The sequence below is a fragment of the Pseudomonas sp. NPDC086251 genome (assembly GCF_044746405.1).
GTDB lineage: Bacteria > Pseudomonadota > Gammaproteobacteria > Pseudomonadales > Pseudomonadaceae > Aquipseudomonas.
This window is the reverse complement of sequence record NZ_JBIVBY010000017.1, coordinates 133,532-159,398: the sequence shown is the minus strand read 5'-3', so window position 1 is coordinate 159,398 and position 25,867 is coordinate 133,532. Positions and strand designations below refer to the sequence as shown.

Annotated in this window: 25 protein-coding genes and 1 pseudogene; 15 read left to right on the top strand and 11 right to left on the bottom strand. The window is 58.8% G+C overall.

The features are described 5' to 3' along the window. The first annotated feature begins 292 nt into the window (after positions 1 to 292). Together ACIPL2_RS20775 and ACIPL2_RS20770 are read left to right on the top strand one after the other, a co-directional pair. On the top strand, positions 293 to 1,201 hold the full coding sequence (locus tag ACIPL2_RS20775; protein ID WP_401359076.1) for an alpha/beta fold hydrolase: 909 nt from the start codon (positions 293 to 295) through the stop codon (positions 1,199 to 1,201). A 106-nt stretch (positions 1,202 to 1,307) separates the two neighbouring features. Continuing rightward, positions 1,308 to 2,228 carry a hypothetical protein gene (locus ACIPL2_RS20770; RefSeq protein WP_401359074.1) on the top strand — a complete coding sequence of 307 codons (921 nt, stop codon included), beginning with the start codon at positions 1,308 to 1,310 and terminating at the stop codon, positions 2,226 to 2,228. Here the strand turns inward: ACIPL2_RS20770 and ACIPL2_RS20765 are convergent. After that, the gene (locus ACIPL2_RS20765) at positions 2,189 to 2,851 is read right to left on the bottom strand and encodes a glutathione S-transferase family protein (protein WP_401359071.1); all 663 of its coding nucleotides are present in this window, start codon (positions 2,849 to 2,851) and stop codon (positions 2,189 to 2,191) included. The genes ACIPL2_RS20770 and ACIPL2_RS20765 overlap by 40 nt on opposite strands. An 87-nt stretch (positions 2,852 to 2,938) precedes the next feature. Continuing rightward, positions 2,939 to 4,369 carry an MFS transporter gene (locus ACIPL2_RS20760; RefSeq protein WP_401359068.1) on the bottom strand — a complete coding sequence of 477 codons (1,431 nt, stop codon included), beginning with the start codon at positions 4,367 to 4,369 and terminating at the stop codon, positions 2,939 to 2,941. Between the two features lie 133 nt (positions 4,370 to 4,502). Between ACIPL2_RS20760 and ACIPL2_RS20755 the strand changes: the two genes are divergently transcribed. Continuing rightward, positions 4,503 to 5,396, top strand: coding sequence for a LysR family transcriptional regulator (locus ACIPL2_RS20755; RefSeq protein ID WP_401359066.1), 894 nt, complete (start codon positions 4,503 to 4,505; stop codon positions 5,394 to 5,396). A gap of 8 nt (positions 5,397 to 5,404) precedes the next feature. Here ACIPL2_RS20755 and ACIPL2_RS20750 read toward each other — a convergent pair whose 3' ends face one another. Further along, positions 5,405 to 5,674, bottom strand: a complete 270-nt coding sequence (locus tag ACIPL2_RS20750; protein WP_401359063.1) for a hypothetical protein — start codon at positions 5,672 to 5,674, stop codon at positions 5,405 to 5,407. A gap of 415 nt (positions 5,675 to 6,089) precedes the next feature. Here ACIPL2_RS20750 and ACIPL2_RS20745 point away from each other — a divergent pair, with 415 nt between their 5' ends. Together ACIPL2_RS20745 and ACIPL2_RS20740 are read left to right on the top strand one after the other, a co-directional pair. Further along, a complete protein-coding gene (locus tag ACIPL2_RS20745) occupies positions 6,090 to 7,157 on the top strand; it encodes a hypothetical protein (protein WP_401359060.1) in 1,068 nt (355 codons plus the stop codon). Between the two features lie 16 nt (positions 7,158 to 7,173). Next, complete coding sequence (locus ACIPL2_RS20740; RefSeq protein ID WP_401359058.1) at positions 7,174 to 7,527, top strand: DUF1428 domain-containing protein; 354 nt, start codon at positions 7,174 to 7,176, stop codon at positions 7,525 to 7,527. A gap of 15 nt (positions 7,528 to 7,542) precedes the next feature. Here the strand turns inward: ACIPL2_RS20740 and ACIPL2_RS20735 are convergent, their stop codons facing one another. Continuing rightward, complete coding sequence (locus tag ACIPL2_RS20735) at positions 7,543 to 7,737, bottom strand: hypothetical protein (RefSeq protein WP_401359055.1); 195 nt, start codon at positions 7,735 to 7,737, stop codon at positions 7,543 to 7,545. Between the two features lie 60 nt (positions 7,738 to 7,797). Between ACIPL2_RS20735 and thpR the strand changes: the two genes are divergently transcribed. Then, positions 7,798 to 8,337 (top strand): RNA 2',3'-cyclic phosphodiesterase, encoded by a 540-nt coding sequence (gene thpR, locus ACIPL2_RS20730; protein WP_401359052.1) that lies wholly within the window; start codon positions 7,798 to 7,800, stop codon positions 8,335 to 8,337. A gap of 320 nt (positions 8,338 to 8,657) precedes the next feature. Here thpR and ACIPL2_RS20725 read toward each other — a convergent pair whose 3' ends face one another. The 5 genes from ACIPL2_RS20725 to ACIPL2_RS20705 all read right to left on the bottom strand — a co-directional run bounded on the left by ACIPL2_RS20725 (position 8,658) and on the right by ACIPL2_RS20705 (position 13,989). Next, entirely contained in the window at positions 8,658 to 9,755 is a 1,098-nt protein-coding gene (locus tag ACIPL2_RS20725; RefSeq protein ID WP_401359050.1) for a polyamine ABC transporter substrate-binding protein, read from the bottom strand. A gap of 178 nt (positions 9,756 to 9,933) precedes the next feature. Continuing rightward, positions 9,934 to 10,818, bottom strand: a complete 885-nt coding sequence (locus ACIPL2_RS20720) for an ABC transporter permease subunit (protein ID WP_401359048.1) — start codon at positions 10,816 to 10,818, stop codon at positions 9,934 to 9,936. After that, on the bottom strand, positions 10,815 to 11,696 hold the full coding sequence (locus ACIPL2_RS20715; RefSeq protein ID WP_401359083.1) for an ABC transporter permease subunit: 882 nt from the start codon (positions 11,694 to 11,696) through the stop codon (positions 10,815 to 10,817). The genes ACIPL2_RS20720 and ACIPL2_RS20715 overlap by 4 nt, the downstream gene beginning before the upstream one ends. A 29-nt stretch (positions 11,697 to 11,725) precedes the next feature. Next, complete coding sequence (potA, locus tag ACIPL2_RS20710) at positions 11,726 to 12,868, bottom strand: polyamine ABC transporter ATP-binding protein (RefSeq protein ID WP_008151829.1); 1,143 nt, start codon at positions 12,866 to 12,868, stop codon at positions 11,726 to 11,728. A 359-nt stretch (positions 12,869 to 13,227) separates the two neighbouring features. Further along, a complete protein-coding gene (locus ACIPL2_RS20705; protein ID WP_401359044.1) occupies positions 13,228 to 13,989 on the bottom strand; it encodes a gamma-glutamyl-gamma-aminobutyrate hydrolase family protein in 762 nt (253 codons plus the stop codon). Between the two features lie 280 nt (positions 13,990 to 14,269). Here ACIPL2_RS20705 and ACIPL2_RS20700 point away from each other — a divergent pair, with 280 nt between their 5' ends. The 7 genes from ACIPL2_RS20700 to ACIPL2_RS20670 all read left to right on the top strand — a co-directional run bounded on the left by ACIPL2_RS20700 (position 14,270) and on the right by ACIPL2_RS20670 (position 22,114). Then, positions 14,270 to 15,646: a glutamine synthetase family protein gene (locus ACIPL2_RS20700; protein WP_128869638.1), complete on the top strand. Its 1,377-nt coding sequence runs from the start codon at positions 14,270 to 14,272 to the stop codon at positions 15,644 to 15,646. 329 nt (positions 15,647 to 15,975) lie between these two features. After that, a complete protein-coding gene (locus tag ACIPL2_RS20695) occupies positions 15,976 to 17,466 on the top strand; it encodes an aldehyde dehydrogenase (RefSeq protein ID WP_401359041.1) in 1,491 nt (496 codons plus the stop codon). Between the two features lie 52 nt (positions 17,467 to 17,518). Then, positions 17,519 to 18,805, top strand: a complete 1,287-nt coding sequence (locus ACIPL2_RS20690; protein ID WP_401359038.1) for an NAD(P)/FAD-dependent oxidoreductase — start codon at positions 17,519 to 17,521, stop codon at positions 18,803 to 18,805. 495 nt (positions 18,806 to 19,300) lie between these two features. After that, positions 19,301 to 19,849: a cupin domain-containing protein gene (locus ACIPL2_RS20685; RefSeq protein WP_028623608.1), complete on the top strand. Its 549-nt coding sequence runs from the start codon at positions 19,301 to 19,303 to the stop codon at positions 19,847 to 19,849. A gap of 219 nt (positions 19,850 to 20,068) precedes the next feature. Then, positions 20,069 to 20,539, top strand: coding sequence for a GNAT family N-acetyltransferase (locus ACIPL2_RS20680; RefSeq protein ID WP_401359035.1), 471 nt, complete (start codon positions 20,069 to 20,071; stop codon positions 20,537 to 20,539). 334 nt (positions 20,540 to 20,873) lie between these two features. Next, positions 20,874 to 21,296: a hypothetical protein gene (locus ACIPL2_RS20675; RefSeq protein ID WP_401359032.1), complete on the top strand. Its 423-nt coding sequence runs from the start codon at positions 20,874 to 20,876 to the stop codon at positions 21,294 to 21,296. Between the two features lie 395 nt (positions 21,297 to 21,691). Beyond that, positions 21,692 to 22,114 carry an HD domain-containing protein gene (locus tag ACIPL2_RS20670; protein WP_401359029.1) on the top strand — a complete coding sequence of 141 codons (423 nt, stop codon included), beginning with the start codon at positions 21,692 to 21,694 and terminating at the stop codon, positions 22,112 to 22,114. 83 nt (positions 22,115 to 22,197) lie between these two features. Here ACIPL2_RS20670 and dctA read toward each other — a convergent pair whose 3' ends face one another. After that, entirely contained in the window at positions 22,198 to 23,499 is a 1,302-nt protein-coding gene (dctA, locus tag ACIPL2_RS20665; protein ID WP_401359027.1) for a C4-dicarboxylate transporter DctA, read from the bottom strand. 258 nt (positions 23,500 to 23,757) lie between these two features. On the opposite strand from dctA, the gene ACIPL2_RS20660 reads away from it, so the two are divergent. Then, entirely contained in the window at positions 23,758 to 25,164 is a 1,407-nt protein-coding gene (locus tag ACIPL2_RS20660; protein WP_401359025.1) for an MmgE/PrpD family protein, read from the top strand. Positions 25,165 to 25,397: 233 nt separating this feature from the next. Here the strand turns inward: ACIPL2_RS20660 and ACIPL2_RS20655 are convergent, their stop codons facing one another. After that, positions 25,398 to 25,616: a PLD nuclease N-terminal domain-containing protein gene (locus ACIPL2_RS20655; RefSeq protein ID WP_401359022.1), complete on the bottom strand. Its 219-nt coding sequence runs from the start codon at positions 25,614 to 25,616 to the stop codon at positions 25,398 to 25,400. A 55-nt stretch (positions 25,617 to 25,671) separates the two neighbouring features. Here ACIPL2_RS20655 and ACIPL2_RS20650 point away from each other — a divergent pair. Beyond that, a pseudogene (locus ACIPL2_RS20650) lies at positions 25,672 to 25,866 on the top strand (Hcp1 family type VI secretion system effector); the annotation flags it as partial. Between the last annotated feature and the right edge of the window lies 1 nt (position 25,867).

Genomic DNA, 25,867 nt, shown 5'->3' with positions numbered 1-25,867 from the left:
CCTGCTTTCGGCTGCGCAGCAGTCGTAAAACCTGAGCGCGAGGTAGTCCTGAAGGACCGCATTGCCTGATTTCACGACTGCTGCGCAGCCGAACGCAGGCTTCGCCAGCTGCTACAGGTCGTCGAGCCCGGTCAACCCTTGCGTTTCTACGCAATAACTCCTCTGCGTTCTTGCAGACGGGAAAATCCCTGCTTAACTCTGAATCGCCGGTCTGTCAGTGACTGATCGGTCACGGGAACCATCCGGGCACCCTTACGCTGCGTTTAGTCCAATTGGTTCAGGGAAGAAAGACATGATGCCGCAAACTGCGATTATCGAGATTTGCGAGAAGTACAAGGTTTATACCGAGCACTATCTCAACACCGCCGCGGACAAGACCATCATCCTGGTCAACGGCTCGCTCGCCACCACCGCGTCCTTTGCCCAAACGGTGCGCTACCTGCAACCACGGTTCAATGTGGTTCTCTACGATCAGCCCTACGCCGGGCAGTCCAGACTGCACAACCTCCACGACCAGCCGATTCGCAAGGAAGATGAAGCGCAGATCCTGCTGGCATTGATCGAGCACTTTTGCGTGGACCATGTGCTGTCCTTTTCCTGGGGCGGGGCGGCCACCTTGCTGGCGCTGGCTCAACGGCCGCGACGGATCGAGAAGGCAGTGATCAATTCTTTCTCGGCGCGGATCAATACGCCGATGCGTGATTATCTGCAGCGCGGCCTCAACCACCTCCAGGCTTGCGATCGCTTGAACATCGGGCACTTGATCAACAGCACGATCGGCAAGCACCTGCCCTCGCTGTTCAAACGCTTCAATCACCGCCATGTCAGCAACCTGGCCGAACACGAATACCGGCAGATGCATTTCCACGTCAATGAGGTGCTGACCCAGGACACCCACTGCTACGTTGCCTGCGCCGATGCCATCGAAATCCCGCTGCTGTTTGTCAACGGCGAATGGGACGAGTACACCTCGGCGGAAGACGCTCGGCTGTTCGCCAACCATGCCCCTCAGTCGAGGTTTCATACGATCAAGAACACCGGGCACTTCCTCGATATGGAACACTCGGCGGCCTGGCACGACGCCCAGCACGCGTTGCTCGGTTTTCTGCAGCCGGCTTCGAGGATCGCGCTGCCACTGGACGGCGGACAACACGGCGTCGTCATTGATCGTGATTACGGTTGCAATGCGGCACAGGGTTAGCGCCTTCAATGAAAAACTGATCCGTGCTTTTTCGCCGCCGCTGCGTCTTTCGCTGCAACTGGCGAACCTCTACAGTCAGTGACGCCGCTTCACGAGGCTTCAGGACATGTACAGCTCGCTAGTTCTGCCGAGCAACGCTCGTCAATTCCACGACCGGATCTATGCCGGCGAGATCCTACGCCTCGACGCCTTGCAACCCATGGCGACGCTGGTGGAATACGCTCGTGGGTTTCTCGAAGACGCACTCAATCCCTGGCAGCCGCAACAGATCCATCGCCACTTGAGCCACCGTGAGCAAACAGAACGCTTCGCAAAATGGCAGAACGATTTCGCCGGCTCGGCCGAGATTCAACAGCGCTGGCGGGACGTCGTGGAAAGCCTCGGCATTGCCGCGGATGCCCTGGCGTGCGATCGCCTGCATCTGCGTTTTCAGCCCCATCGCGAACCCGAGCAGGTCGCGCCCCGTGCCCGCACCACGGCGACCATCGCGTTTCACCGCGACACCTGGGGCTCGAATATCTATGCGCAAACCAACTGGTGGGCGCCGATCTACCCCATCACCACCGGGCGAACCTTTGCCTTGTACCCGGACCTGTGGCAACGACCGCTGCTCAATTCCAGCGCCGATTTCGACATGCGCGCCATCCTCCAGCGATCCCATCGAGACGGGCGCAACGCGGTAGATGCCGACGAAGCGATCCCGCATCTGCTGGAAGCGGTTGCCGCACAGGAGGGGATTGCCGTTGATATTGCCCCGGGCAGTCTGCTGGCCTTTTCCGGGGCGCATGCCCATGCCGGCGTCGGCAATCACACCGGGCTGACGCGCCTGTCTTTCGAAACCCGCTCGATCCTGATCGAAGACCTGATGGCCGGAGTGGGGGCACCCAATATTGACGGACACGCGCCGTGGCAGACACTCGGGCTGTTCCGTCGAATGAGCGATGCCAAGCGCCTCAACGAGATCCTCGGTTGCGGATTCATCGAGCCCTATCGGAACCGCGCCGGAATCGCCTCTTCAAACGGATAAAGTGAAAAATACGGCCTGGCTTCGTCGATCACCCGCTGGACGGATGGCCTGTGTATCAACCGCTCGAAATACGCGCTCAAGTGGCGATAATCGTCGGGAAACGGCAGCAGCGTGCTGGTATAGAACAGTGCCGGGGCAGCGGCGCAATCGGCCAGGCTGAACTCAGCACCGACTGCCCAGATGCGCGAGGCCATTCGATGATCGAGCATGCCGTACGCCGTCATCAGCATGGAACGCGCCGGGGTCAAATCACCGTGAGCGCCGCGCAGGCGATCACCGACAATGTGTTGCAGCGGCCCCTGGACGTACAGGTCGAAAAAGCGGTCCCACAGACGCGCCTCCAACGCAGTGTCCCAATCCTCTGGAATCAGGCGCGACGGGCCTGGGTAAACCCGATCCAGGTACTCGATGATGATCGAGGACTCCGGCAATTCGCGCTTGTGCGCGTCATCGCGGATAACCGGAAACTTGCACAGCGGCCATATCGCTTGAAGCTCCGCCCGGTCGGCCTCCTTCCCCAGATCAATAATCCGCCGGTCGAAATCGATCCCGAGTTCATAGAGCGCGATCAGCACTTTGTGGCAGAACGACGACAGCGGATGGTAGTAAAGCGTCAGCGACATGGTTCAGCTCCTCGGCGCCGGTGTGCAGCGCCCCGATCCCGATGTTCATCAAGCATAGCGAAGCGTGAGAGCGCGCGGTCTGCTGAATCATGCAACCTCGGCAGAAACCACACGAGCACGGCTGCCCATCGCAATGGCCAGCGCGGCGGCGATCAGCAGCAGCGCGACGGCAAACGTAATCCGCATACCGCCGGAGACCACTTCCGGCCGCGCGATGCTGATGTCGGCTGCTGCCGAGGCGAGCGCAAACACCGCGCCCATGGCCGAGGCTCCGGTGATCAGGCCGAGGTTTCGCGACAGGTTGAGCAGGCCGGAGATGACCCCGCGCTGGTCGGGTCCAACATCGGCCATGACCGCCGTGTTGTTGGCGGTCTGGAACACGGCATAACCGAGGGTGATCACGACCATCGGGGCGATGTAGCCCGCGATGCCAAAAGTCAGCGGCAGCAGCGCAAGCGTCAGGCAACCGATCGCCATCGCACTGAGCCCGGCGAGGGTCATGCGCGGGGCGCCAACACGGTCGGCGATGCGCCCGGCGGGCACACTCGTCAGCGCCGCGACAAACGGCCCGACTGACAACACCAGCCCGACCCCGACGGCCTCCAGCCCGAGCGCCTGGGACAGATAAAACGGCCCGACCACCAGCGTCGCCATCATTACGGTGGCGACAAGCGTGCTCATGGCCAGGCTGCCACTCAACACCGGGTCGCGGAACATGGCCAGGCGAATCAGCGGTGAGGCGACTCGCGCCTCAGTCATCAGAAACAGGCCCAGACCCAACAGCGCCGTCATCAGCAGAGCAATGTTGAGCCAGCCGAAACTGCCTCGCCCCAGGGTCATGGCCAGTGCATACGCCGCCAGTGTCAGCGCCAGCAGCAGCGTGCCCACGGGGTCGAAACCGCCTCGTGCGGCCTTGGGTTTCAGCCGATCGGCGGGCAGATAGCGATGCGCAAGCACCAACGTCAACAAGCCCAACGGCACCGTGACCAGGAAGATCGCGCGCCAGCCGTAGCCGGCGATCAGCAGGCCGCCGAGTGACGGCCCCGTCGCGGTGCCAATCGCCGACATCGTGCCGAGCAACCCCATGGCGCTACCGGTTTTTGCCTTTGCAACGGTCTCGCCGACAAACGCCAGGGTCAGCGCCATCATGATGGCGGCACCGAGGCCTTGCAGCGCCCGAGCGGCAATCAGTAACGGCAGGGAAGGGGAGAAGCCGCACAGGGCCGAGGCCAGGGTGAACACGCCGATACCGATCAAGAGCAACCGCCGACGGCCAGTGAGGTCGCCGAGTCGACCGACGCTGACGATCAACGTGGTGATGGCCAGAAGATAGGCGATGACAACCCACTGTACGTGTTGGAAAGAGGCGCCGAATACCTGTGCCAACGTCGGCAAACCGACATTGGCAATGCTGGTGCCGAGCGAGGACAGCAGCATCGACAGCGCGAGGCTGGTCAGGGCCCAGCGAACCGAGGATGTGGGTGGTGCGTTGTCCGCTACTGCAAGGGTCGGTTTCATCCTGTCTCTCTTTGTCTGGCAACTCGCGAAGTGGAGCTATCAGGAATCTACGCTCGGGCCTAACATGGCGGAAGACGCACCCTTTGCATTGTATTCGTGCGTTAAACGCCTCATCACACTTGCGGAGCGCTGCATGTCCACGCCCGATCTGAACTTGCTGGTCACCCTTGATGTGTTACTCGCCGAAGGCAGCGTGGCGCGCGCCGCCAAGCGTTTGCGGCTGAGTCCGTCGGCGATGAGTCGGGCATTGGCGCGGTTGCGCGAAACGACGGGCGATCCGTTGCTGGTCAGGGCGGGGCGAGGGTTGGTTGCAACACCGCGAGCGCTCGAATTGCGCGAGCGGGTCAGTCAATTGGTATTGGAGGCCGAAGCGGTGCTACGCCCGGCTGAACAACCTGACCTGACGCAGCTGGTCCGAACGTTCACGCTGCGCACCAGTGAAGGTTTCGTTGAGAACTTTGGCGCAGCGCTGATCGCGCGTATCGCCGAACACGCCCCACACGTGCGTCTGCGCTTCATGCACAAACCGGACAAGGACAGCACGTTGCTTCGCGACGGAACGGTCGATCTGGAGACTGGCGTGGTGGGCAAGGGCGCTAGCCCGGAGTTGCGCACCCAAGGCTTGTTTCGGGACCGTTTAATCGGGGTTGTACGCATCGGTCATCCACTGAGTGAGGGCGAAATCACGCCCGCCCGTTATGCGGCGGGCAGCCATATCAGTGTGTCCCGACGGGGGCTCGACAAGGGGCCGATCGATGAAGCACTTGAACCGCTGGAACGTCGGATAGTGACCATCGTCGCAGGCTTCTCCACAGCGTTGGCGCTCGCTCGGGCCACCGACCTGATCGCCAGCGTGCCAGAGCGGCATACCGCGAGCCTGCGAGCCGGCATGCACAGTTTTGCGCTGCCGTTTGCGATGCCCATGTTCACTGTCGCGATGTTATGGCACCCGCGAATGGAGGCCGATCCGGCGCACAGATGGCTGCGTGGTTGTGTGCGTGATGTCTGTGCGTTGCAGGATGATTAGCGTGATCGCTAAAAGGTGAACTGACGCGATGAACGTGGAGAGGCTTGTGCCACTTCCATTTCCAGCAGATGTTCGACCAGCACATCGTTCAAAAAGCGGAATTGATCGTTCAAACCCACCACTTCGTTGTTGAAATGATTGCCTGCGGCAGGGATCAGCAACGCTTCGAAGTTCTTGTCGAACACCAGTGACAGCACTTTGCGCGACACGGCTTCTTGCGCGTAGAAGTTGTTGCCGAATACCGGAAAACTCACGGCCAGGGTGACGGCGTGGATCATGACGTGCGCTCCTCAGTCAGGACGTACCAGGAAAAAACACTCAGTGTGAAGGCGGTCAGGGCCAGGCAGGTCAGGAGATGGATGATCATGATGCGCCCCTCCGATGTGGGGTTTTCTGTTGGGTTGAGATTGATCCTACGCTGACGGTTATTGAGCGTAAGGCATTCGCGGCGATGGTGAATATCGATGGAAGTGATGGTGGGATCTTTGCTGTCTGACCCGGCCTCATCGCGAGCAGGCTCGCTCCCACATTGAACTGTGGTGAACTCGAAACTGTGGGAGCGAGCCTGCTCGCGAAGGCGGCCTAAAGAACACCACAACCCCAAGCGAACAAACGCTGGCACCTATACTCAAATCATTAGGTCTCTTGAACACCGGACATTCCGTCCGAAAACGTCTGTAGGAAGCCGCGATCTTGAACGTGCGTTCGCTGATCGTCGCCGTGCTGGTGGTATTGGCGGGATGCGTCACGCCTGCGCCTGCCCCGGTGGAAGTGCCACCCGTGGTGGTTTCCCAGAGCACCTGGCAGCAAGTTGACCGGGAAATTGTCGCTGCGTCGCAATCGGCCACCGAGCAGACCCGCATCTACTCGCGTGGCGCCATGGATTACTGGCGTACGCGGGTCTATCAACTGACCGAAGAGAACTTCATTCCGTGGTTCAGCAGCTACTGGACCCAGGAATGGCTGTCGATGAAAGTCAGCTGGTACACCCTCAGTGCCAAAGGCGAGCAGGACGCGTCGGCCAAGCGCCTGGCGGCCTATCTGCTGGAGCAATACCAAGAGCGCGTGCTGGCGCCGGTCGCGGTGGAGATTGATCCCGAGGCGATTCTCGGCCTGGCCACGGCGTTCTACGTCGACATCCTCCAGGAAGAACTGCAGAAAATCTCCCAACGCCACGGCGTGCCGATGGCTCAACTCAACGGGCGGATCCAGAAAATCCCGGCCATTGCATTAGGGCCTCCGCCCGCGCGGGACGCGTCGTTGTATCAGGTCATGCATACCCAGCCGCTGAACACACTGCCGGCCTATGCAGCGCTGATTGAGAAAATTCACAAAGCGGGTGGTGACAAGGGTGTTGATTCGACCGAAACCGCCATGGCGCCGGTGGCCAAGCGCGCCAGTCAGCGGATGGAAGCCGAAATGGTCCCGCGCGGTGCGGCCAGTGCCGTGGCCGCTGCTGCGGGAAAATTGGCCGGGGGCCTGATTTCCGTGGGGGTGGCGGGGATTCGCGCGATCATCCAGGCCAACGATCGGCCAGACAGCGAAGCGCTGATTCGCAGCAGCCTGGGCAATACGTTCGATAAGGCCTGGCTGAAGCTGGTGCAGAATCCGACGACCGGCGTGATGGCGGGGACGTTGTACATGGCGGGGCAGATCGAAGGCAACCTGGCGGGGAGTGCCGAGATACCGTCGGTCAGTTCGAGCAGCGGAGCGGTCGATTGGAGCCCGACCGAATCGACTAACCAGCAGATCGCCCCATGACCCAAGGAGAACAAACATGTCCTATGTAGATGGTTTTGTTATTGCCGTGCCCACCGCTAATCGCGAACAGTTCAAGCAACACGCCGAGTCGGCCGCTGCCGTGTTCATGGAGTACGGTGCACTCAGCCTCGCCGAGTGCTGGGGTGACGACGTGCCCGATGGCAAGGTGACGTCGTTTCCCATGGCCGTGAAACTCAAGGAGGACGAAACCGTGGTGTTTTCCTGGATCATCTGGCCCGATAAGGCCACCCGTGACACCGGGATGGAAAAGGTCATGTCCGATCCGCGAGTTCAGCCGGATATGAATGCGATGCCGTTCGATGGCCAGCGGATGATCTTTGGCGGTTTCGACATGATTGTGAAGGCTTGAAAACCGAGCGCAGGATCACTCCGGCGACGGGGTGATCCTGCAACTCTTGCGATTGCGAATCTCGTGGTCCGTCGGTCGCTCTTTTACGAATTCGAAGCGCGGCTCACCTTCGCTGTAATGCACCAGCCAGCCCCATTCCAGCTCGAACTCGTCCTGACCGGGTTTCGGCGGCACGGCCCACCACGGCTCTTTGCTGATGATTTGTCGCATGGCCCCCTCCCGTTGTGTGGTCTGCATGAACTATAACTGGCTTGTCAGGAGGTGCCAGGAATGAGCGACGAATCCCATGAACCGTTGAAACGGCTGTTTTTTGCGTTGGGCTGTGCGCCCGCGCAACGCCGGGCCATCGCCCAATGGCGTAGCGAATTGCAGCTGCGCAACGGGCGCCCGGTGCCGGCGGAAAACTTTCATCTGACGTTGTTGTTTTTGGGCGCTGTCGAAGTGGCGAAGATCGCCGACATCTGCACAGCGGCGGCGAATGTTCGAACGCCCGGCGTGGCGTTGACCGTGGTGCTTGATCGAGTGGACGTCTGGCGCAAGTCGGGAGTTTTGCTGCTGGTGCCGGAGCAGGCGCCGCCGCAATTGCTGCGACTGGTGTATGCGCTGGAGCAGGCGATGCTGCCGTTCAGGTCGGAGGAATCGCCCAAGGAATTCCGGCCGCACCTGACCTTGATGCGCGACTATCGGGCGCCGGTGCCTGAATCCGCTGTACCCCCGGAGTTTTTCCTGCGCGCCGATCACTTCAGTCTGTTCGAATCCCACAAGGGCCGCTATCGGGCGCTGGCGCAATGGCCGCTGGTGTCGCCATAAACCAAAGCAAAAAAAGGCGCCCACGGACCAATGCTGACCGTTGTAGGAGCGAGCTCGCTCCTACAGGCATTAGCCCGGGGCACCAAAATTCACCTTAACCGAGGAAGCCAGGTGAAGCCGTTCATCTGCAGAGGAGTGCAGCGGTGGTAAGGCGCTGCGTGAACGGAAAACGTGAGTACAACACTGCCCAAATGTGGGAGCGGGCTTGCTCGCGAAAGCGGTGGGTCATTCAGCATTGATGTTGAAGTGATGGCCCCTTCGCGAGCAAGCCCGCTCCCACATGGGGCCATGTTGTTGATATATACGTGTCCGGCTCAGGGTTATTTCCCGAGCTTCACCCGCGTCCAGCCCCGGGTCATCACGCGCTGGATGCCAATCGGCAAGTCAGGGATCGCATACAACGTCGCCATCACCGCTTGCGGCGGGTACGAACCCGGATCATCACGAATCGCTTCATCCACCAACGGCGTGGCCGCCGAGTTGGCGTTGCTGTAGCCGATGTTGTTGGTAATCTCGGCAATGATGTCCGGGCGCATCAGGAAGTTCATGAACAGGTAGGCGTTCTCGACATTGGCGGCATCACGCGGGATGGCGACCATGTCATAAAAACTGCCGGCGCCTTCTTTCGGGATGCTGTAGTCGACTTTCACCTTGTCGCCGGCTTCCTTGGCGCGGGCCTTGGCTTGCAGCACATCACCGGAGTAACCGACTGCCACGCAGATGTTGCCATTGGCCAAATCGGAGATGTACTTCGACGAATGGAAATACGCCACCGAAGGGCGAATCTTCATGAACAGCGCTTCGGCCTCAGCGATTTGCTGCGGGTCTTTCGAGTTCACCGGGTAGCCCAGGTAGTGCAGGGCGGCCGGGAGCATTTCAGTCGGTGAATCGAGGAAACTGATGCCGCAGGCTTTGAGCTTCTCGGCGTTTTCCGCTTTGAACAGCAAGTCCCAGGAGTTGGTCGGCGCATTGGCACCCAGCACTTCCTTGACCTTGTCCGGGTTGAAACCAATGCCGATCGAGCCCCACATGTACGGGAAGGCATGCGCGTTGTCCGGGTCGCTGGCAGAGGCGTTTTTCAGCAGGACCGGGTTGAGGTTTTTCCAGTTCGACAGCTTCGACTTGTCCAGTTCCTGATAGACGCCGGCCTTGATCTGCTTGGCCAGGAAACTGTTGGACGGCACCACAATGTCGTAGCCGGATTTGCCCGCGAGCAGGCGTGCCTCAAGGGTTTCATTGCTGTCGAATACATCGTAGGTCACGCGGATGCCGGTCTCGTCTTCGAACTTCTTGACGGTGTCCGGGGCGATGTAATCCGACCAGTTGTAGACGCGCAGTACCTTGTCATTGGCCTGGGCGCCGGTGGCGATCGCGCCCAATAAGGACAGTGTCAGCAGAGTCCTGCCAAACATTTTCATCGGTACAACTCCATTTCTTTTTTATTCAAATACGCAAAGCAAAATTGCAATCAACATAAAACCGTTTGGCGAAGGAGCGGCCCCATCACTCTGTAGGAGCTGTCGAGTGAAACGAGGCTGCGATCTTTTGATTGTTAGAAGCAAAATCAAAAGATTGCAGCCTGCGGCAGCGCCTACATCAGGCGGTGGCTCCAGCCATTTGCTTTTCAGGTTGCTGCCAGGACTCGCTGGCGGTCTGGTCCATCGCTTCCTGGATCGCACGTTTGCGGGTCGCTTCGGCACGGCGGCTGAAGTACCAGACCATGAAGGTCACGATCGATACGGCAAGCAGAATCAGACTGGCCACGGCGTTGATCTCAGGCTTCACACCCAGACGCACCGCCGAGAACACTTCCATCGGCAGGGTCGTCGACCCCGGACCCGATACGAAGCTGGCCAACACCAGGTCATCCAGCGACAAGGCAAACGACATCATGCCGCCGGCCGCCAGTGACGGCGCGATCATCGGAATGGTAATCAGGAAAAACACCTTGAACGGCTTCGCACCCAGGTCCATGGCCGCTTCTTCGATGGACAGGTCCAACTCTCGAAGGCGCGCGGAGACCACCACCGCCACATAAGCGGCACAAAACGTGGTGTGGGCGATCCAGATCGTGACGATGCCACGCTCCATCGGCCAGCCGATCAACTGCGCCATCGCAACGAACAGCAGCAACAGCGACAGACCAGTGATCACTTCCGGCATCACCAACGGCGCGGTCACCAGGCCACCGAACAGCGTGCGGCCCTTGAAGCGCGTCACGCGAGTCAGCACAAACGCCGCCAAGGTCCCCAGTGCTACAGCGGCAATCGCGGTGTAGCAGGCGATTTCCAGCGAGCGCACCACCGAGCCCATCAGTTGCGTGTTGTCGAGCAAACCGGCGTACCACTTGAACGACCAGCCGCCCCACACCGTCACCAGTTTGGAAGCGTTGAACGAGTAGATCACCAGAATCAACATCGGCAAGTAGATAAACGACAGGCCGAAAATCAGCATGAACTTTGAAAATCCGAAGCGTTTCATCCCCGTGCCTCCATCTCTTTGGCCTGGCTGCGGTTAAACAGCAGAATCGGCACAATCAGGATCAACAGCATCACCACCGCCAGGGCAGACGCCACCGGCCAGTCGCGGTTGTTGAAGAACTCTTGCCACAGCACCCGACCGATCATCAGGGTCTCAGGCCCGCCCAACAGCTCCGGAATCACAAACTCGCCGACCACTGGAATGAACACCAGCATGCAGCCGGCGATGATGCCGTTCTTGGCCAGCGGCACGGTGATTTTCCAGAAGTTGTTGAAGTTGCTCGAACCCAGATCCGACGCGGCTTCCAGCAGGCTGTGATCATGCTTGACCAGGTTGGCGTACAACGGCAGCACCATGAACGGCAGGTACGCATACACCACGCCGATATACACCGCGGTGTTGGTATTGAGGATCTCGATCGGGTGATCGGTCAGCCCGGTCCACATCAGAAACGCATTGAGCAAACCGTTGTTGCTGAGGATGCCCATCCACGCATACACGCGGATCAGGATCGCGGTCCAGGTCGGCATCATGATCAGCAACAGCAGAACGTTTTGCGCTTCCTTGCTCGCCTTGGTGATCGCGTAGGCCATCGGGAAACCGATCACCAGGCACATCAGCGTGCTTAAAAACGCCACCTTCAACGAACCGAAGTACGCCGAGATGTACAGCTCATCCTGGGTCAGCAAACTGTAGTTGCCGAGGTTCAGCAGCAGCTGGAATTTCTGCTCGGCGAAGGTGTAGATCTCTGAGTAAGGCGGAATGGCCAGGGCCGCTTCCGAGAAGCTGATCTTCATCACCAGGAAGAACGGCAACATGAAGAACAGGAACAGCCACAGGAACGGAATCCCGATGACGAGCTTTCGACCACTCGGCATCAGCCGCATAAACCGCTGATTGAGTGTTTTCATGAGCGCAGTACCACGCCGCTGTCGTCTTCCCACCACACGTAGACTTTGTCGTCCCAGGTCGGACGTGCGCCACGGCGTTCGGCGTTGGCCATGAACGACTGCACGATTTTGCCGCCAGGCAATTCCACGTAGAACACCGAGTGGCCGCCGAGGTAGGCGATGTCATGCACCTTGCCGCTGGACCAGTTGTAGCGCGTGTCGGGTTGGGTGGTGCTGACCAGCAGTTTTTCCGGGCGGATCGCGTAGGTGATCGACTTGTCTTGCACCGACGTGCTGACGCCGTGACCGACGTAGATCTTCTGCTCCAGGTCCGGGCTATGGATGATCGCGTGACCTTCCAGGTCCTCGACCACCGTGCCGTCGAAGGCGTTCACGTTGCCGATGAATTCGCAGACCATGCGGCTGACCGGCGCTTCATAAATGTCGACCGGGCTGCCGATCTGGGCGATCCAGCCGAGGTGCATGATCGCAATGCGCTGGGCCATCGTCATGGCCTCTTCCTGGTCGTGGGTCACCATCACGCAGGTCACGCCAACGCGCTCGATGATTTCCACCAATTCCAGTTGCATCTGCGAGCGCAGCTTCTTATCCAGTGCGCCCATCGGTTCGTCGAGCAGCAACAGCTTCGGACGCTTGGCCAGGGAGCGGGCGAGGGCGACGCGCTGACGCTGGCCGCCGGACAACTGATGCGGTTTGCGCTTGGCGTATTGGGTCATGTGCACCAGGCGCAGCATCTCTTCGACGCGGGCGTCGATTTCGCTGGTGGACAAACGATCCTGCTTGAGGCCGAAGGCAATGTTCTGCGCCACCGTCATGTGCGGGAACAGCGCGTAGGACTGGAACATCATGTTGATCGGCCGCTCGTAGGGCGGCATGTCGGTGATGTCGACACCGTCGAGCAGAATCCGTCCTTCGGTCGGGCGTTCGAAGCCTGCGAGCATGCGCAGCAGGGTCGATTTTCCGGAACCGGAACCACCGAGCAGGGCGAAGATTTCGCCTTGATGGATCTCCAGGGACACATCGTCCACGGCGGTGGTTTCGTCGAATTTCTTGGTGACGCGGTCGACTTTCACCAGCACCTTTTTCGGTGACTGGTGACCTTCAAGAGCCTTCCTGTAGATGCTGGAGGCGTTTGCCATGTGAAACTCCCAACAGGTTTCAGTCGTCGGGCCAACGCGGCCTGACTTAAGAGTGGATTGCAAGCCCGGGGCGGTCATGCCAGCCAGAGCGTGGACCCTGTAGGAGCGAGGCTTGCCCGCGAAGGCGGTGTGTCAGCCGACCTCATTGTTGCCTGACACTCTGTCTTCGCGGGCAAGCCTCGCTCCTACCAGGGGTTGCGCTCGTCTGATGCATACCGACCGGGCTTATTCGGCACCGCCGTCCTGGCTGCCTGTTCGTACTTGTTGTTATTGCGGTTCATCTATTACGTGAGTGACCGACGCGCAAAGGCACGCCCGCCTGACTCACGGGGCAGCAAATTGATTAATCGAGTGTCAAGTCAGCGCGGGTTGCGCAGCGCCGCCCGTTGCCGGCACGCCTCGCCAAACGCCTGGAAAATACTCAAGTAGGGCGGGTTCGAAAGCACCTGCCATTCCGGGTGCCATTGCACGCCGAGGGCAAAGGCCTTGCTGTGCTCGACCGAAATCGCCTCGATCAAGCCGTCCGGCGCCACCGCTTCGGCGCGCAGGCCGGGCGCGAGTCGGTCAATGCCCTGGCTGTGAATCGAATTGACCTGGAACACCGGCGGCAGATCCAGCGCTTCGAACACGCCGCCTGGCTGCACAGTCACCGCATGGGCCGGTGCGTACTGCACGGCCAACTCCGGACTGTCCGCTTCGCGGTGATCGAGCATCTCCGGAATTTCGTGGACCTTCTGATGCAGGCTGCCACCAAACGCCACGTTCATTTCCTGAAAGCCGCGACAGATGCCGAGCACCGGAACGCCCGCCGCAATGGCTGTACGCAATAAAGGAAGGGTGGTGGCATCCCGCGCCGGATCGTGATCCGTGCCGGGAGCGCTGGCCGGGCCTTGATAGTGGAAGGGTTCCACATTCGAGGGTGAGCCGGTCAGCAACAGACCGTCGAGCTGCGCGAGCAGGTCCTCGATTTCGGTCAGGTCGCCTAAGGAAGGAATGACCACGGGCAACCCCAGCGCCGCGACGCTGACAGCACGCAAGTACTTGTCGCCGCTGATGTGGTAGGGGTGCAGGCCAATCTGTTTGACGCACGCTGTAACGCCGATCAATGGCTTGAATGCCATTTTTATCACCTCGAAGTTTCACACTTGAACGAGCTTTTCCGGAGCTTAGCCTTGTTGATTTTAATTAACAACTCTCATGTAAAAAATTCTAAACGCCGCACGTCCGATCTCGAGGATTTACGCGGTGCGCAAGACTGATCTGGCACTCTCGTGCCCAAAAAAGGCCCGAAAATAAAGGATGAGAGGCCAGGTGTTCGCTATTGACTTCACTTGGCCGTTCGGGTTGACTGAGCTCGCAACTCGGTAGTGAACATAATAATTAACAGCTAATAGGTGCAAAATGTCGGTCCCTCTGCGTACCGTTCAACTCAACGAAGCAAACGCATTCCTTAAGAAATATCCTGAGGTTTTGTACGTCGACCTTCTGATTGCGGATATGAACGGTGTGGTGCGCGGCAAGCGCATCGAGCGCACCAGTCTTCATAAGGTTTACGAAAAAGGCATCAACCTCCCGGCGTCTCTCTTTGCTCTGGACATCAACGGTTCTACGGTGGAAAGCACCGGCCTGGGTCTGGACATCGGCGACTCAGACCGGATCTGCTTCCCCATCCCCGATACACTCAGCATCGAGCCCTGGCAGAAGCGCCCGACCGCGCAACTGTTAATGACCATGCACGAACTCGAAGGCCAGCCGTTCTTCGCTGACCCTCGCGAAGTGCTGCGTCAGGTGGTGAGCAAGTTCGACGCAATGGGCCTGACCATTTGCGCGGCGTTTGAACTCGAGTTCTACCTGATCGACCAGGACAACGTGAACGGTCGTCCGCAATCGCCACGTTCGCCGGTCTCCGGCAAGCGTCCGATCTCGACCCAGGTGTATTTGATCGACGACCTCGACGAATACGTCGATTGCCTGCAAGACATCCTTGAAGGCGCGAAAGAGCAGGGCATTCCTGCCGACGCGATCGTCAAGGAAAGCGCCCCGGCGCAGTTCGAAGTGAACCTGCATCACGTCAACGACCCGATCAAGGCCTGCGACTACGCGGTGTTGCTCAAGCGTCTGGTGAAGAACATCGCCTACGACCACGAGATGGACACCACTTTCATGGCCAAGCCGTATCCGGGCCAGGCGGGTAACGGGTTGCACGTACACATTTCGATTCTCGACAAAGAAGGCAACAACATCTTTGCCAGCGAGGATCCCGAGCAGAACGCCGCACTGCGTCACGCGATCGGCGGTGTGCTCGAGACCCTGCCGGCGCAGATGGCTTTCCTCTGCCCGAACGTCAACTCGTACCGTCGTTTCGGCGCACAGTTTTATGTGCCGAACTCGCCGAGCTGGGGCATCGACAACCGTACCGTTGCGGTCCGTGTGCCCACCGGTTCGCCGGACTCGGTGCGCATCGAGCACCGCGTCGCGGGTGCCGACGCCAACCCGTACTTGTTGATGGCGTCAGTCCTGGCCGGTATTCACCACGGCCTGACCAACGAAATCGAACCGGGCGCACCGGTCGAAGGCAACAGCTACGAGCAAAACGAGCAGAGCCTGCCGAACAACCTGCGCGATGCCCTGCGCGAGCTGGACGACAGCGAAGTCATGTCTCGCTACATCGACCCGATGTACATCGACGTGTTCGTGGCGTGCAAGGAAAGTGAGCTGGCCGAGTTCGAAAACTCCATCTCCGACCTTGAGTACAACTGGTACCTGCACACCGTCTGATTGAGTCACACCGGATCCAGGTTGAAAACCCGATCAACTGTGGGAGCGAGCCTGCTCGCGATAGCGGCGTACAAGCCAGCATTGATGTCGCCTGATTCACCGCTATCGCGAGCAGGCTCGCTCCCACAGGAGATGGCGGTGAACATGGATTCTGCAAACACCACCCATCAAATGTGGGAGCGGGCTTGCTCGCGAAAGCGGTAGGTCAGTCACCCTCAATGTTGAATGTGATGGCCCCTTCGCGAGCAAGCCCGCTCCCACAAGGGATTGTGTTTTTTCAGCTCCATTGAGTCCAACAACTACTTATTCCTCTGCGTCGAGTCACAACAATGACAAACACTCGCAGCGACTGGGAACAACGCTTCCAGTCCTTAACACTAGAAGGCCGGGCATTCATCGACGGCCAATACTGCGCAGCCCTCAGCGGCGCAACGTTCGAATGCATCAGCCCGGTCGACGGCCGCTTCCTGGCCAACGTCGCCAGCACCGATGAAGCCGACGCCAACGCGGCCGTCGCCGTCGCGCGCCGCACTTTCGAATCCGGCATCTGGGCCAATCTGGCCCCGGCCGAGCGCAAGCGCATCCTGATCCGCTTCGCCGACCTGATCCTGGCCAACCAGGAAGAACTCGCGCTACTCGAAACCCTCGACATGGGCAAGCCGATCAACGACTCGATGAACATCGACATCCCGGCGACCGCCAACGCGATCCGCTGGAGCGCCGAAGCCATCGACAAGCTCTACGACGAAGTCGCGGCCACGCCGCACGACCAACTCGGCCTGATCACCCGCGAACCTGCCGGTGTGGTCGCCGCCATCGTGCCGTGGAACTTCCCGCTGATCATGGCCAGCTGGAAGTTCGCCCCAGCCCTCGCGGCCGGCAACTCGTTCATCCTCAAGCCGTCGGAAAAGTCGCCACTGACCGCCATCCGCATCGCGCAATTGGCGCTGGATGCCGGCATTCCTAAAGGCGTGTTCAACGTCCTGCCGGGCTTCGGCCACACCGTCGGCAAGGCGCTGGCGTTGCACATGGACGTCGACGTGCTGGCCTTCACCGGCTCGACTGCAATTGCCAAGCAACTGTTGATCTATTCCGGCCAAAGCAACATGAAACGCGTCTGGCTTGAAGCCGGTGGCAAGAGCCCGAACGTGGTGTTCGCCGACGCGCCGGATTTGCGCGCGGCAGCACAAGCGGCGGCCGGGGCGATTGCCTTCAACCAGGGCGAAGTCTGCACCGCGGGTTCGCGTTTGCTGGTCGAGCGTTCGATTCGCGAGCAGTTCATTCCGCTGCTGGTGGAAGCCCTGCAAGCCTGGAAACCGGGGCACGCCCTCGATCCAGAAACCACCGTCGGTGCCGTGGTCGATCAGCGCCAACTGGACAACGTGCTGCGCTACATCCAGGTCGGTAAAGATCAGGGCGCGCAACTGATCGCGGGCGGCAGCCGCACCCTCGAAGACACCGGTGGCCTGTACGTTGAACCGGCGATTTTCGACGGCGTGACCAACGCCATGACCATCGCCCAGGAAGAAATCTTCGGCCCGGTGCTGTCGCTGATCACCTTCGACACCGCTGAAGAAGCGCTGGCCATCGCCAACGACAGCATCTTCGGCCTGGCCGCCGGCGTCTGGACCAGCAACCTCAGCAAGGCTCACACCTTCGCTCGCGGCTTGCGCGCCGGCAGCGTCTGGGTCAACCAGTACGACGGCGGCGACATGACCGCGCCGTTTGGCGGGTACAAGCAGTCGGGTAACGGTCGGGACAAATCGCTGCACGCGTTCGACAAGTACACCGAACTCAAAGCGACCTGGATCAAGCTCTAACACCTCTACAACGGCGGCCGCCGAATCGTATCGGCGGCCATCGGAGAAACGTATGAAACACACAACACATGTCAACAGCTACTACGCCGCCACCCGCAACTTCACCGGTGAATTCCCGGTGCTTGAAGAACTGGTGGAATGCGACGTCTGCGTGATCGGCGCCGGCTACACCGGTTTGTCCTCGGCCCTGTTCCTCGCCGAAGCGGGCTACAGCGTCACCGTGCTCGAAGCCGCCAAGGTCGGTTTCGGCGCCAGCGGTCGCAACGGCGGGCAACTGGTCAACTCCTACAGTCGCGACGTCGATGTGATCGAAGAGCGCTACGGCGACAAGACCGCCGAAGTCCTCGGCAGCATGATTTTTGAAGGCGCCGACATCATCCGTCAGCGCATACAACACTACGACATCCAGTGCGACTACCGCCCGGGTGGCATCTTCGCCGCGCTGAACAAAAAGCAACTCAAAGGCCTGGCCGAGCAGAAAAACAGCTGGGAACGCTACGGCAACAAAAACCTGAAAATGCTCGACGCCGCCGACATCAAGCGCGAAGTCGGTTGCGACAACTACGTCGGCGGCTTGCTCGACATGCAGGGCGGCCACATCCACCCGCTGAACCTGGCCCTCGGCGAAGCCTCGGCCATCATCGGCCTGGGCGGCAAAATCTACGAGCAATCGGCGGCGGTGGAAATCACCTACGGCGAACCGATCACCGTGCGCACCGCCAAAGGCGTGGTCCGCGCCAAATACCTGCTGATCGCCGGCAACGCCTACCTGCCGCAAGACCTCGACAACCGCGTCACGCGCAAAAGCATGCCGTGCGGCTCGCAAATCGTCGTCACCGAACCGTTGTCGGAAAAGGTTGCACGCAGCCTGATCAAAAACAACTACTGCGTCGAAGACTGCAACTACCTGCTCGACTACTACCGCCTCACCGCTGACAACCGCCTGCTGTACGGTGGCGGCGTGGTCTACGGTGCCCGCGAACCGGACGACATCGAGCAACTGATCAAGCCGAAAATCCTCAAGACCTTCCCGCAACTGAAGGACGTGAAGATCGACTACCGCTGGACCGGCAACTTCCTGCTGACCATGTCACGCATGCCGCAATTCGGCCGCATCGAGAAAAACGCCTACTACATGCAAGGCTACAGCGGCCACGGCGTCACCTGCTCACACCTGGCCGGCAAACTGATCTCGGAAATGATCCGCGGCGACGCCGAACGCTTCGATGCCTTCGCCTCGTTGCCGCACATGCCGATGATCGGCGGCCGCACCTTCCAGGCCCCACTCACCGCCATGGGCGCCGCGTACTACGCGCTGCGCGACCGTTTCGGCATCTAACCCGCACAACCCTGTGGGAGCGGGCTACACCGCGATGAGGCCAGCACATCCAACATCAAATGTTGACTGACCCACCGCTTTCGCGAGCAAGCCCGCTCCCACAAGGGATTAGCGCCGTACACACGCCCAGCTACCACCCCAGATCAAATGTGGGAGCGGGCTTGCTCGCGAAGGCTGCCTAACATTCAACAATTATGTAACTGACACACTGCCTTTATCAGCAAACCCAATCCCATAGCTCTTCGGCGAACACAAAATCTATGGCCAACCAAGATCAAACTGTGGGAGCGAGCCTGCTCGCGATGGTCCATCAGCCAAACTGATGTCGCCTGACACACCACCATCGACAGCAAGCTCGCTCCTACAGCAACACCACCAAACGTGATTTAATACCCGCCTTTCACATTTCCGGGACAGGGAAGCGGTACTTTCGCGGCCACAAGTCGCCCGCCATCCACCCCCATAACCCTTAAGTATTCTTCGCATAAGGCTGTCATGGACACGGGCTCACGACTCAAATTAGTACGCGAAAGCTACAAACTGTCCCAGCGCGAGCTGGCCCGGCGTAGCGGCGTCACCAATGCCACCATCTCCCTGATCGAACAAAATCGCGTCAGTCCCTCCGTCAGCTCCCTGAAAAAACTGCTCGAAGGCATACCGATGTCTTTGGCGGACTTCTTTACCTTTGATCAGCCGCCGCGTGAACATCAATACGTATTCCGCGCCAACGAACAGCCGGATCTCGGCCGTCATGGTCTGCGGTTACTGCTGATTGGCGCATCAGTGCCGAGCCGGCAGATGCGGCTGTTGCGCGAACAATACGCACCGGGCGCGAGTTCGGGGGAAGAGCCGATCGTGCACTCGGAAGGCGAGGAGTGTGGGCTAGTCACCCGTGGCACTGTTGAGTTGACGGTGGATGGGCAGATTAGTGTGCTGAATGCCGGGGATGGGTATTACTTTCCGACGACGTTGCCGCATCGGTTTCGGAATATTGGCCAAGATGAGGCGGAAATCATTAGCGCCAACACTCCGGCGAACTTCTGATGTCGTCATTCCGCTTCAGGATTGACAACTAAGACCATCCAAAACACTATCGGCCCATGACCTACACACGCCGCATGAACATGATGTGCTCCTCCATGACCGCCTTTGGCGGGCCGTGAGGTCACGCGTTCATAGCATTTGACGTCGTCACCCAAAGCCCCGCCAGAAATGGACGGGGCTTTTTAGTTCTCCGTCCACCGACAGCTAACGGAGAAAGAAATGTTCGAGATCAGACGCGCCAAGCCAAGCGACGCCCAAGCAGCATTCGACATCCGCCTTCAAGCGATACGGCACCAATGCATCGGCGCGTACACCACCGAGCAAATGCTGGCCTGGACAGCAGGCGCCGCCAAGGACGGGTACTGCGAGCTGATGGAAAAACACTTTTATCTGGGTTGTATCCAGGGTGAACCGGTGGCGACAGGAATGCTTGATCCGGAGAACAGCGAAATCGGCGCGATCTTTGTGCTCCCGAGTTTTATGCAACAAGGCATTGGCTTGAGAATCCTGCGCCACCTCGAATGCCTTGCGCGGGAGTTGGGGTTGAAGGAGGTCAATCTGGACGCTACGTTGAATGCGGCTGATTTTTACCGACGATGTGGTTTTGTGGGTGACGAGCCTGCTATTTACCATTCGCCCTCTGGGCTGCAGTTGGCGTGTGTGCCTATGGTGAAGACGCTTATGCTTTGATTGGGAAGGTGGGTGGGGTAATAACAGGTCATTAAAAACCCGCAGTAATGCGGGTTTTTTGTGCCTGAAGGTCACTGTTGCGAATGTCCTTGCAGCTAGCGCCTTTTTTGGCATAACAGAGATTGCGCTGATCACTGTCGCTGTTGGCACAACCGGCGTAGGCATACCCGCTAAGCATCAAAAGCACTGCACTGTTCAGTCTCATTGGTTTGTTTTTCGGGAAAGGTCACAGATCCATTTTGGATGAATAGATCTGTTACCTTTACTTTTTTTTACGGACAACACAGGCATCTGAATTTTTCAGGGCTGCTACTAAAATTATGGAGAGGGAAAGATGGCTGGAGAGGTATTGAAGTCGAAGTTGGTCAATTTTCTGGTGACCGATGCCGAGTTGAATTACGGCAATGTGGACGACATCTATTCCATGGCTGAGGCTGGCAATGTGAATGCGTTGGGCGAAGTGCTGGAGGCCTTCAAGGCAGCATACGGAGGACTTTGGGTTGGCGGGAAGATGGTACTGACCCAAACCATGATTTGTTTGAGTGCCAATGCCACGAATCGCCTCGTCCAGGACGGGACGCTGGATATTGAACTTCCACTGGCATTTATCCGAAAGGTCACTATTGAAGGCGGGTTCATGACGAAGATCATCCGTCTGGATACGGGTGCTGGCAGCGTTAAATTCCGGTGTTTTGGTGCAAAGGACGTCGCTGCGTTGATAGAGAAAACAATCCTCTCGTCATCTCCCCGGGCCTGAGCAAAACAAAAAACCGCAATTTAGTGGGACGTTGTTTTATAAAGTTGTGGGTGTGTCTTTATTTTCGATTTGATGGGGAAGAAAAGGGGGCAGATCTATTTAACCAAATAGAAATGTCACTGTGTTATTGGGTTTAGAAAGAGTCAGGGGCGACTTCTCTGGATAAATTGCTGGCTGCCTACCCTGTCAGCGATTTGTTGCTTGCCTTCAGGTTTTGCTTGTAAAAGTGTGGTGGAGGGTTGGGATGGTTTCGGGGCATACGAGAGAATGCACCCTTGCCGCAATGGGTAAATTCCTACACGATTTTCGGATGTCGATTTTGAAGATCCAGCGTCGGTCCATGCTGAAAACCAACATGACCGACCCCTACGACCTCCCACCCAAGGAAAACCAAGATGACTCAATCACTGGAACGTGCCATCGCCATCGCTGCCGCCGCCCATGAAGGGCAGGTCGATAAGGGTGGTTCGCCGTACATTCTGCACCCGTTGAAAGTGATGCTGAGGGTCGACACGCTGGAAGAACGGATCGTGGCGGTCCTGCATGACGTGGTTGAGGACTGCGGCATCAGTCTCGATGATTTGCGAACAGAAGGCTTCAGCGAAACAGTACTGACGGCGATTGAATCTGTGACCAAGGTGCCGGGAGAGTCTTATGAGGCGTTCGTCGAGCGAGCGGCGCAGAACCCGATTGGCCGGGTGGTGAAACTGGCTGATCTTGAGGAGAACAGCGATTTGTCGCGGATTGCCCAGCCGTCCTGGGATGATCTGGAGCGCATTGAAAAGTATCGGCGGGCGATTGGCGTCTTGCGCTCCTGACTTGTGACAAGTAGGCGATGAGCGCGTCCCTGATTGGGGGCTTCGTCGCCTATGCGGGAAATCAGGGGGCGCGTCAAAGAGAATCAAAGCGCCGCATCAGGCATCCGCCCAAGCGTGCGTTGATATTCAACCTGCGCCGTCTGCTCCGAAAACTCCCCAGCCCATCTCGACACCACGACCGTCGCCACACTATTGCCAATGGTGTTGCAGAGCGCATTCGCCATGGACATAAACCGGTACACCCCGAAAATCAGCGCCAGGCCCTCGACCGGAATGATGCCGATGGCGCTCACGGTGGCGGCGAAGACGACGAAGCTGCCGCCATTCACGGTCGCCGCGCCTTTGGAGGTCAGCAGCATGACCGCGAGTATGCCCAGTTGCTGGTCCCAGCTGAGCGGCACGCCGTAGGCGTTGGCAATGAACAGCACGCACATCGACATGTAAATCGATGTGCCGTCCAGGTTAAACGCGTATCCGGTGGGCAGTACCAGACCGACGCTTTGTTTGGAGCAGCCAAACTTCTCGAGTTTTTGCAGCAGGCGCGGCAGGACGCTTTCCGAGGAGGCGGTGCCCAAGACGATGAGGATTTCGTCCTTGATGTACTTCAAGAATCGCCACAGGCTGAATCCGGACAGTCGGCAGATCGCTCCCAGAATCACCAGGATAAAGAACGCAATCACCACGTAGAACATCAGCACCAGATTGGCCAGTGATATCAGCACCGCGCTGCCGTTACTGCCGACGGCGTAGGCCACGGAACCGAACGCGCCGAGTGGTGCCAGTTTCATGATCAAGTTGATGAACTCGAAGAAGCATTCGGAGATCCGGTGCAGCCCGTCTTCAATGAAGTGTCGACGTTCCGGTTTAAGCGCCAGCAGGGCGAAGCCAAATACCACCGAGATGACCAGCACCTGAAGCATTTGCCCGCCGGAGAACGCGCCGACGAAGTTGTCCGGGAAGATGCTGTAAATGAATTCCATGGTCGATGCGGGAGCGTGGGATTTGGCGACGGCTGCATTCGCCGCCGCTGTTGCCGCGCTATTGGGGTGCGCGCCATGCATGTTGGCGCCGATGTCCAGCAAGTTGCCCCACAGCAGACCTATGGCCAATGCGAGGGTGGAAACCACCTCGAAGTAGATGATTGCTCTTACGCCGACTTTGCCGACGCGTTTGATATCACCGGCTGAGGCGATGCCCTGCACCACGGTAAAAAACACCAAGGGCGCCACGGCGGTTTTGATCAGTTTGAGAAAGAGGTCGCCGAAGATTTTGAACTGGGTTGCCAACTCCGGTGTGAGGAAACCTAGCGCGATCCCCAACCCCATGGCGACGACGACCTGAAACGTCAGGTTTTTATAAACCGGCTTCTTTTCTTTGATGGGCATGTCTGTGATCTCGTTGTTGTTTTTGTCGAGTAATGACAAGGCGGATTACAGAAGTAACCCAGGCCGCAGACAATCGAGTTTTTGGCCTTTTACCGTTGAGGAAAAATCAAGCCTGGGCGGCTGTAACGGTTGTTTCATCCGTTGATTTTTTATCAAGTGAATCGGGATTTTTTATCGTTTGAGACTGACCTGAATCTTGTTTGACGATCTCGGGCAACTTGGACAAAACAATAAAGTGACCTTCCGGTTGAGGACGTTATGGGCAATAAGAACGAGAACATCACCTTTGAATTGGCGTCATTAGCTGTTGGCATTCGGTTAGAGGATGTTCCCCCGCAAGTGCTGAGCATTGCGCGCCAGGCTGTGCTGGATTGGCTGGGCGTCACCGTAGCCGGCGCCGATGATTCCATTACGCATACGCTGGCTGACCTCATGGTGTCGGAAGGCGGCCATCCTCGCTGCACGCTCATCGGCCGCACGGATCGTCTTCCCGCTTCTGCGGCGGCGGTGGTCAATGGCACGGCATCCCATGCGCTTGACTACGATGACGTCAATTTCTCCGTGCCGGGTCATGCCACCGCGCCCGTGCTGGCGGCGGCGCTCGCGCTGGGTGAAGACCTCCAGGCCAGCGGCGCACAGTTGTTGGAGGCGTTTATTGCCGGTTATGAAATTTCCTGCCGAGTGGGTCAGTTGGTCGCGCCCAACCACTATTCGAGCGGCTTTCATGCGACGGCGACGATGGGGTGTTTCGGGGCTGCCGCTGCGGCTTCTCGCTTGCTGGGCCTTGACGCGCAGACGACTGCGCGGGCCTTGGGCATTGCGGCAACGCGGGCGGCCGGGTTGAAAGCCGCTTTCGGATCTTCATGCAAGGCGTTGCAGGTTGGCGAGGCGGCACGTGCGGGTTTGGTCGCCGCGTTACTGGCGCAGCGAGGCGTGGATGTAACCGACAACATGATCGGGCACCGCCTCGGGTTTGCCCGGACGCACTCGTCCAACATGGCGATACACGCCGCCCTGAGGCAACCGCGTTACGTCGCCGACTTTGCCGTGGAGACCACGGATGCGGCGCCCGCGTATGGCTACCATCTGGAAACCAATCTTTTCAAATATCACAACTCTTGCTACGAGACCCATTCAGCGATTGAAAGTGCGCTGTACCTGCTTCGCACTGAAAAGTTGAAGGTTTCCGAGATCATTGCGATCGACATTTTCGTCAATCCGCATTGCGACGACATCTGCAATATTGCCTGGCCAACCACGCCGCTGCAGGCCAGGTTCAGCCTCAAACATACGGTCGCAATGGCCTTGCTCGGCAAAGACACCGCCGACCCCAAAGCATTCAATGAGCAAAACGTGGCGGATCCGCAGGTTCGGACTTTGCAGGAACTGGCGCGGGTGATTCTGGACCCGGCGTTGCGAGTACCGGAAACCACCGTGAGGATCAAGTTGCGCGATGGCCGCGCGTTGGAGCGGCGGCATGATTCGAGCCGGCCGGAAGTGGATCTTGATGTGCAGCAAGAACGGCTGACGAACAAGTTTCGGGCGTTGTGTGAAGGGCGTCTTTCGCGGTCTGAGATTGATGAGTTGGCGGGGATGGTTGCGGGGTTGGAGTCGCTGGCGGATGTTGGTGAATTGGCACGAATGACGGCAAAGCGCGTGGAGTAGGAAGCTGCTGGTTACAGACGACTGAACCCGGCACCGCTCCGTTTTTTGTAGCAGCTGGCGCAGCCTGCGTTCGGCTGCGTAGCAGTCGTAAACCCCGCATGCGGGGTTGTCCTGACACACCGCGACTGCCGATTTTGCGACTGCTGCGCAGCCGAACGCAGGCTGCGCCAGCTGCTACAAGGAGCGGTTTAGCTGTCCGGCAGTTGCTGGGTCCACTCGCACACCCTGCGCCATCATTGTCTGGCCTGCGGTGAATGAGGATTGTGTTCGGTGTGTTTCGGCCCCGCCAATGCCCACGCTGCCACCCCGAACAGCGGCACAAACACGATCACCACGATCCACAAGAGCTTATTGCTCGATTTGCCTTCGGCTTTACGCACCCGGTTGATCGCCCACAACTCAACCAGCAAAAGCACTGCTGCGAGCACGATCCAGATTGTTTCGATTTGCATTAGTCACCTCCTGATAGTCATTCAGTTAGGTGGGCGCTCACGGCCAGGGTTCATTTTCGAGGTGGTTCTCGAGGAAGTCATCATTGCCGACTACATGCAAAATGCCTCCGCCGGTGTTCCTGTAGAAATCGTGCAACTGAATTATGGCCGCATCAAGACCATCTACACCCAGCAAAAGCGCAGCGATGGCGGCGGGGGCGGCAATATTGCGGGTGGCTGGGATCGCATCAGCAACAAGAAATATTCATGAG

Excerpts from the sequence above, each read along its gene's own strand:
- ACIPL2_RS20765 (WP_401359071.1), bottom strand. The coding sequence starts at position 2,851 with ATGTCGCTGACGCTTTACTACCATCCGCTGTCGTCGTTCTGCCACAAA.
- ACIPL2_RS20705 (WP_401359044.1), bottom strand. The coding sequence starts at position 13,989 with ATGGCATTCAAGCCATTGATCGGCGTTACAGCGTGCGTCAAACAGATT.
- potA (WP_008151829.1), bottom strand. The coding sequence starts at position 12,868 with ATGGCAAACGCCTCCAGCATCTACAGGAAGGCTCTTGAAGGTCACCAG.
- ACIPL2_RS20740 (WP_401359058.1), top strand. The coding sequence starts at position 7,174 with ATGTCCTATGTAGATGGTTTTGTTATTGCCGTGCCCACCGCTAATCGC.
- ACIPL2_RS20690 (WP_401359038.1), top strand. The coding sequence starts at position 17,519 with ATGAAACACACAACACATGTCAACAGCTACTACGCCGCCACCCGCAAC.
- ACIPL2_RS20660 (WP_401359025.1), top strand. The coding sequence starts at position 23,758 with ATGGGCAATAAGAACGAGAACATCACCTTTGAATTGGCGTCATTAGCT.
- ACIPL2_RS20735 (WP_401359055.1), bottom strand. The coding sequence starts at position 7,737 with ATGCGACAAATCATCAGCAAAGAGCCGTGGTGGGCCGTGCCGCCGAAA.
- ACIPL2_RS20760 (WP_401359068.1), bottom strand. The coding sequence starts at position 4,369 with ATGAAACCGACCCTTGCAGTAGCGGACAACGCACCACCCACATCCTCG.
- ACIPL2_RS20655 (WP_401359022.1), bottom strand. The coding sequence starts at position 25,616 with ATGCAAATCGAAACAATCTGGATCGTGCTCGCAGCAGTGCTTTTGCTG.
- ACIPL2_RS20755 (WP_401359066.1), top strand. The coding sequence starts at position 4,503 with ATGTCCACGCCCGATCTGAACTTGCTGGTCACCCTTGATGTGTTACTC.
- ACIPL2_RS20670 (WP_401359029.1), top strand. The coding sequence starts at position 21,692 with ATGACTCAATCACTGGAACGTGCCATCGCCATCGCTGCCGCCGCCCAT.
- ACIPL2_RS20680 (WP_401359035.1), top strand. The coding sequence starts at position 20,069 with ATGTTCGAGATCAGACGCGCCAAGCCAAGCGACGCCCAAGCAGCATTC.
- ACIPL2_RS20675 (WP_401359032.1), top strand. The coding sequence starts at position 20,874 with ATGGCTGGAGAGGTATTGAAGTCGAAGTTGGTCAATTTTCTGGTGACC.
- ACIPL2_RS20720 (WP_401359048.1), bottom strand. The coding sequence starts at position 10,818 with ATGAAACGCTTCGGATTTTCAAAGTTCATGCTGATTTTCGGCCTGTCG.
- ACIPL2_RS20725 (WP_401359050.1), bottom strand. The coding sequence starts at position 9,755 with ATGAAAATGTTTGGCAGGACTCTGCTGACACTGTCCTTATTGGGCGCG.
- ACIPL2_RS20685 (WP_028623608.1), top strand. The coding sequence starts at position 19,301 with ATGGACACGGGCTCACGACTCAAATTAGTACGCGAAAGCTACAAACTG.
- ACIPL2_RS20770 (WP_401359074.1), top strand. The coding sequence starts at position 1,308 with ATGTACAGCTCGCTAGTTCTGCCGAGCAACGCTCGTCAATTCCACGAC.
- ACIPL2_RS20715 (WP_401359083.1), bottom strand. The coding sequence starts at position 11,696 with ATGCCGAGTGGTCGAAAGCTCGTCATCGGGATTCCGTTCCTGTGGCTG.
- ACIPL2_RS20775 (WP_401359076.1), top strand. The coding sequence starts at position 293 with ATGATGCCGCAAACTGCGATTATCGAGATTTGCGAGAAGTACAAGGTT.
- thpR (WP_401359052.1), top strand. The coding sequence starts at position 7,798 with ATGAGCGACGAATCCCATGAACCGTTGAAACGGCTGTTTTTTGCGTTG.
- ACIPL2_RS20695 (WP_401359041.1), top strand. The coding sequence starts at position 15,976 with ATGACAAACACTCGCAGCGACTGGGAACAACGCTTCCAGTCCTTAACA.
- ACIPL2_RS20700 (WP_128869638.1), top strand. The coding sequence starts at position 14,270 with ATGTCGGTCCCTCTGCGTACCGTTCAACTCAACGAAGCAAACGCATTC.
- ACIPL2_RS20750 (WP_401359063.1), bottom strand. The coding sequence starts at position 5,674 with ATGATCCACGCCGTCACCCTGGCCGTGAGTTTTCCGGTATTCGGCAAC.
- dctA (WP_401359027.1), bottom strand. The coding sequence starts at position 23,499 with ATGCCCATCAAAGAAAAGAAGCCGGTTTATAAAAACCTGACGTTTCAG.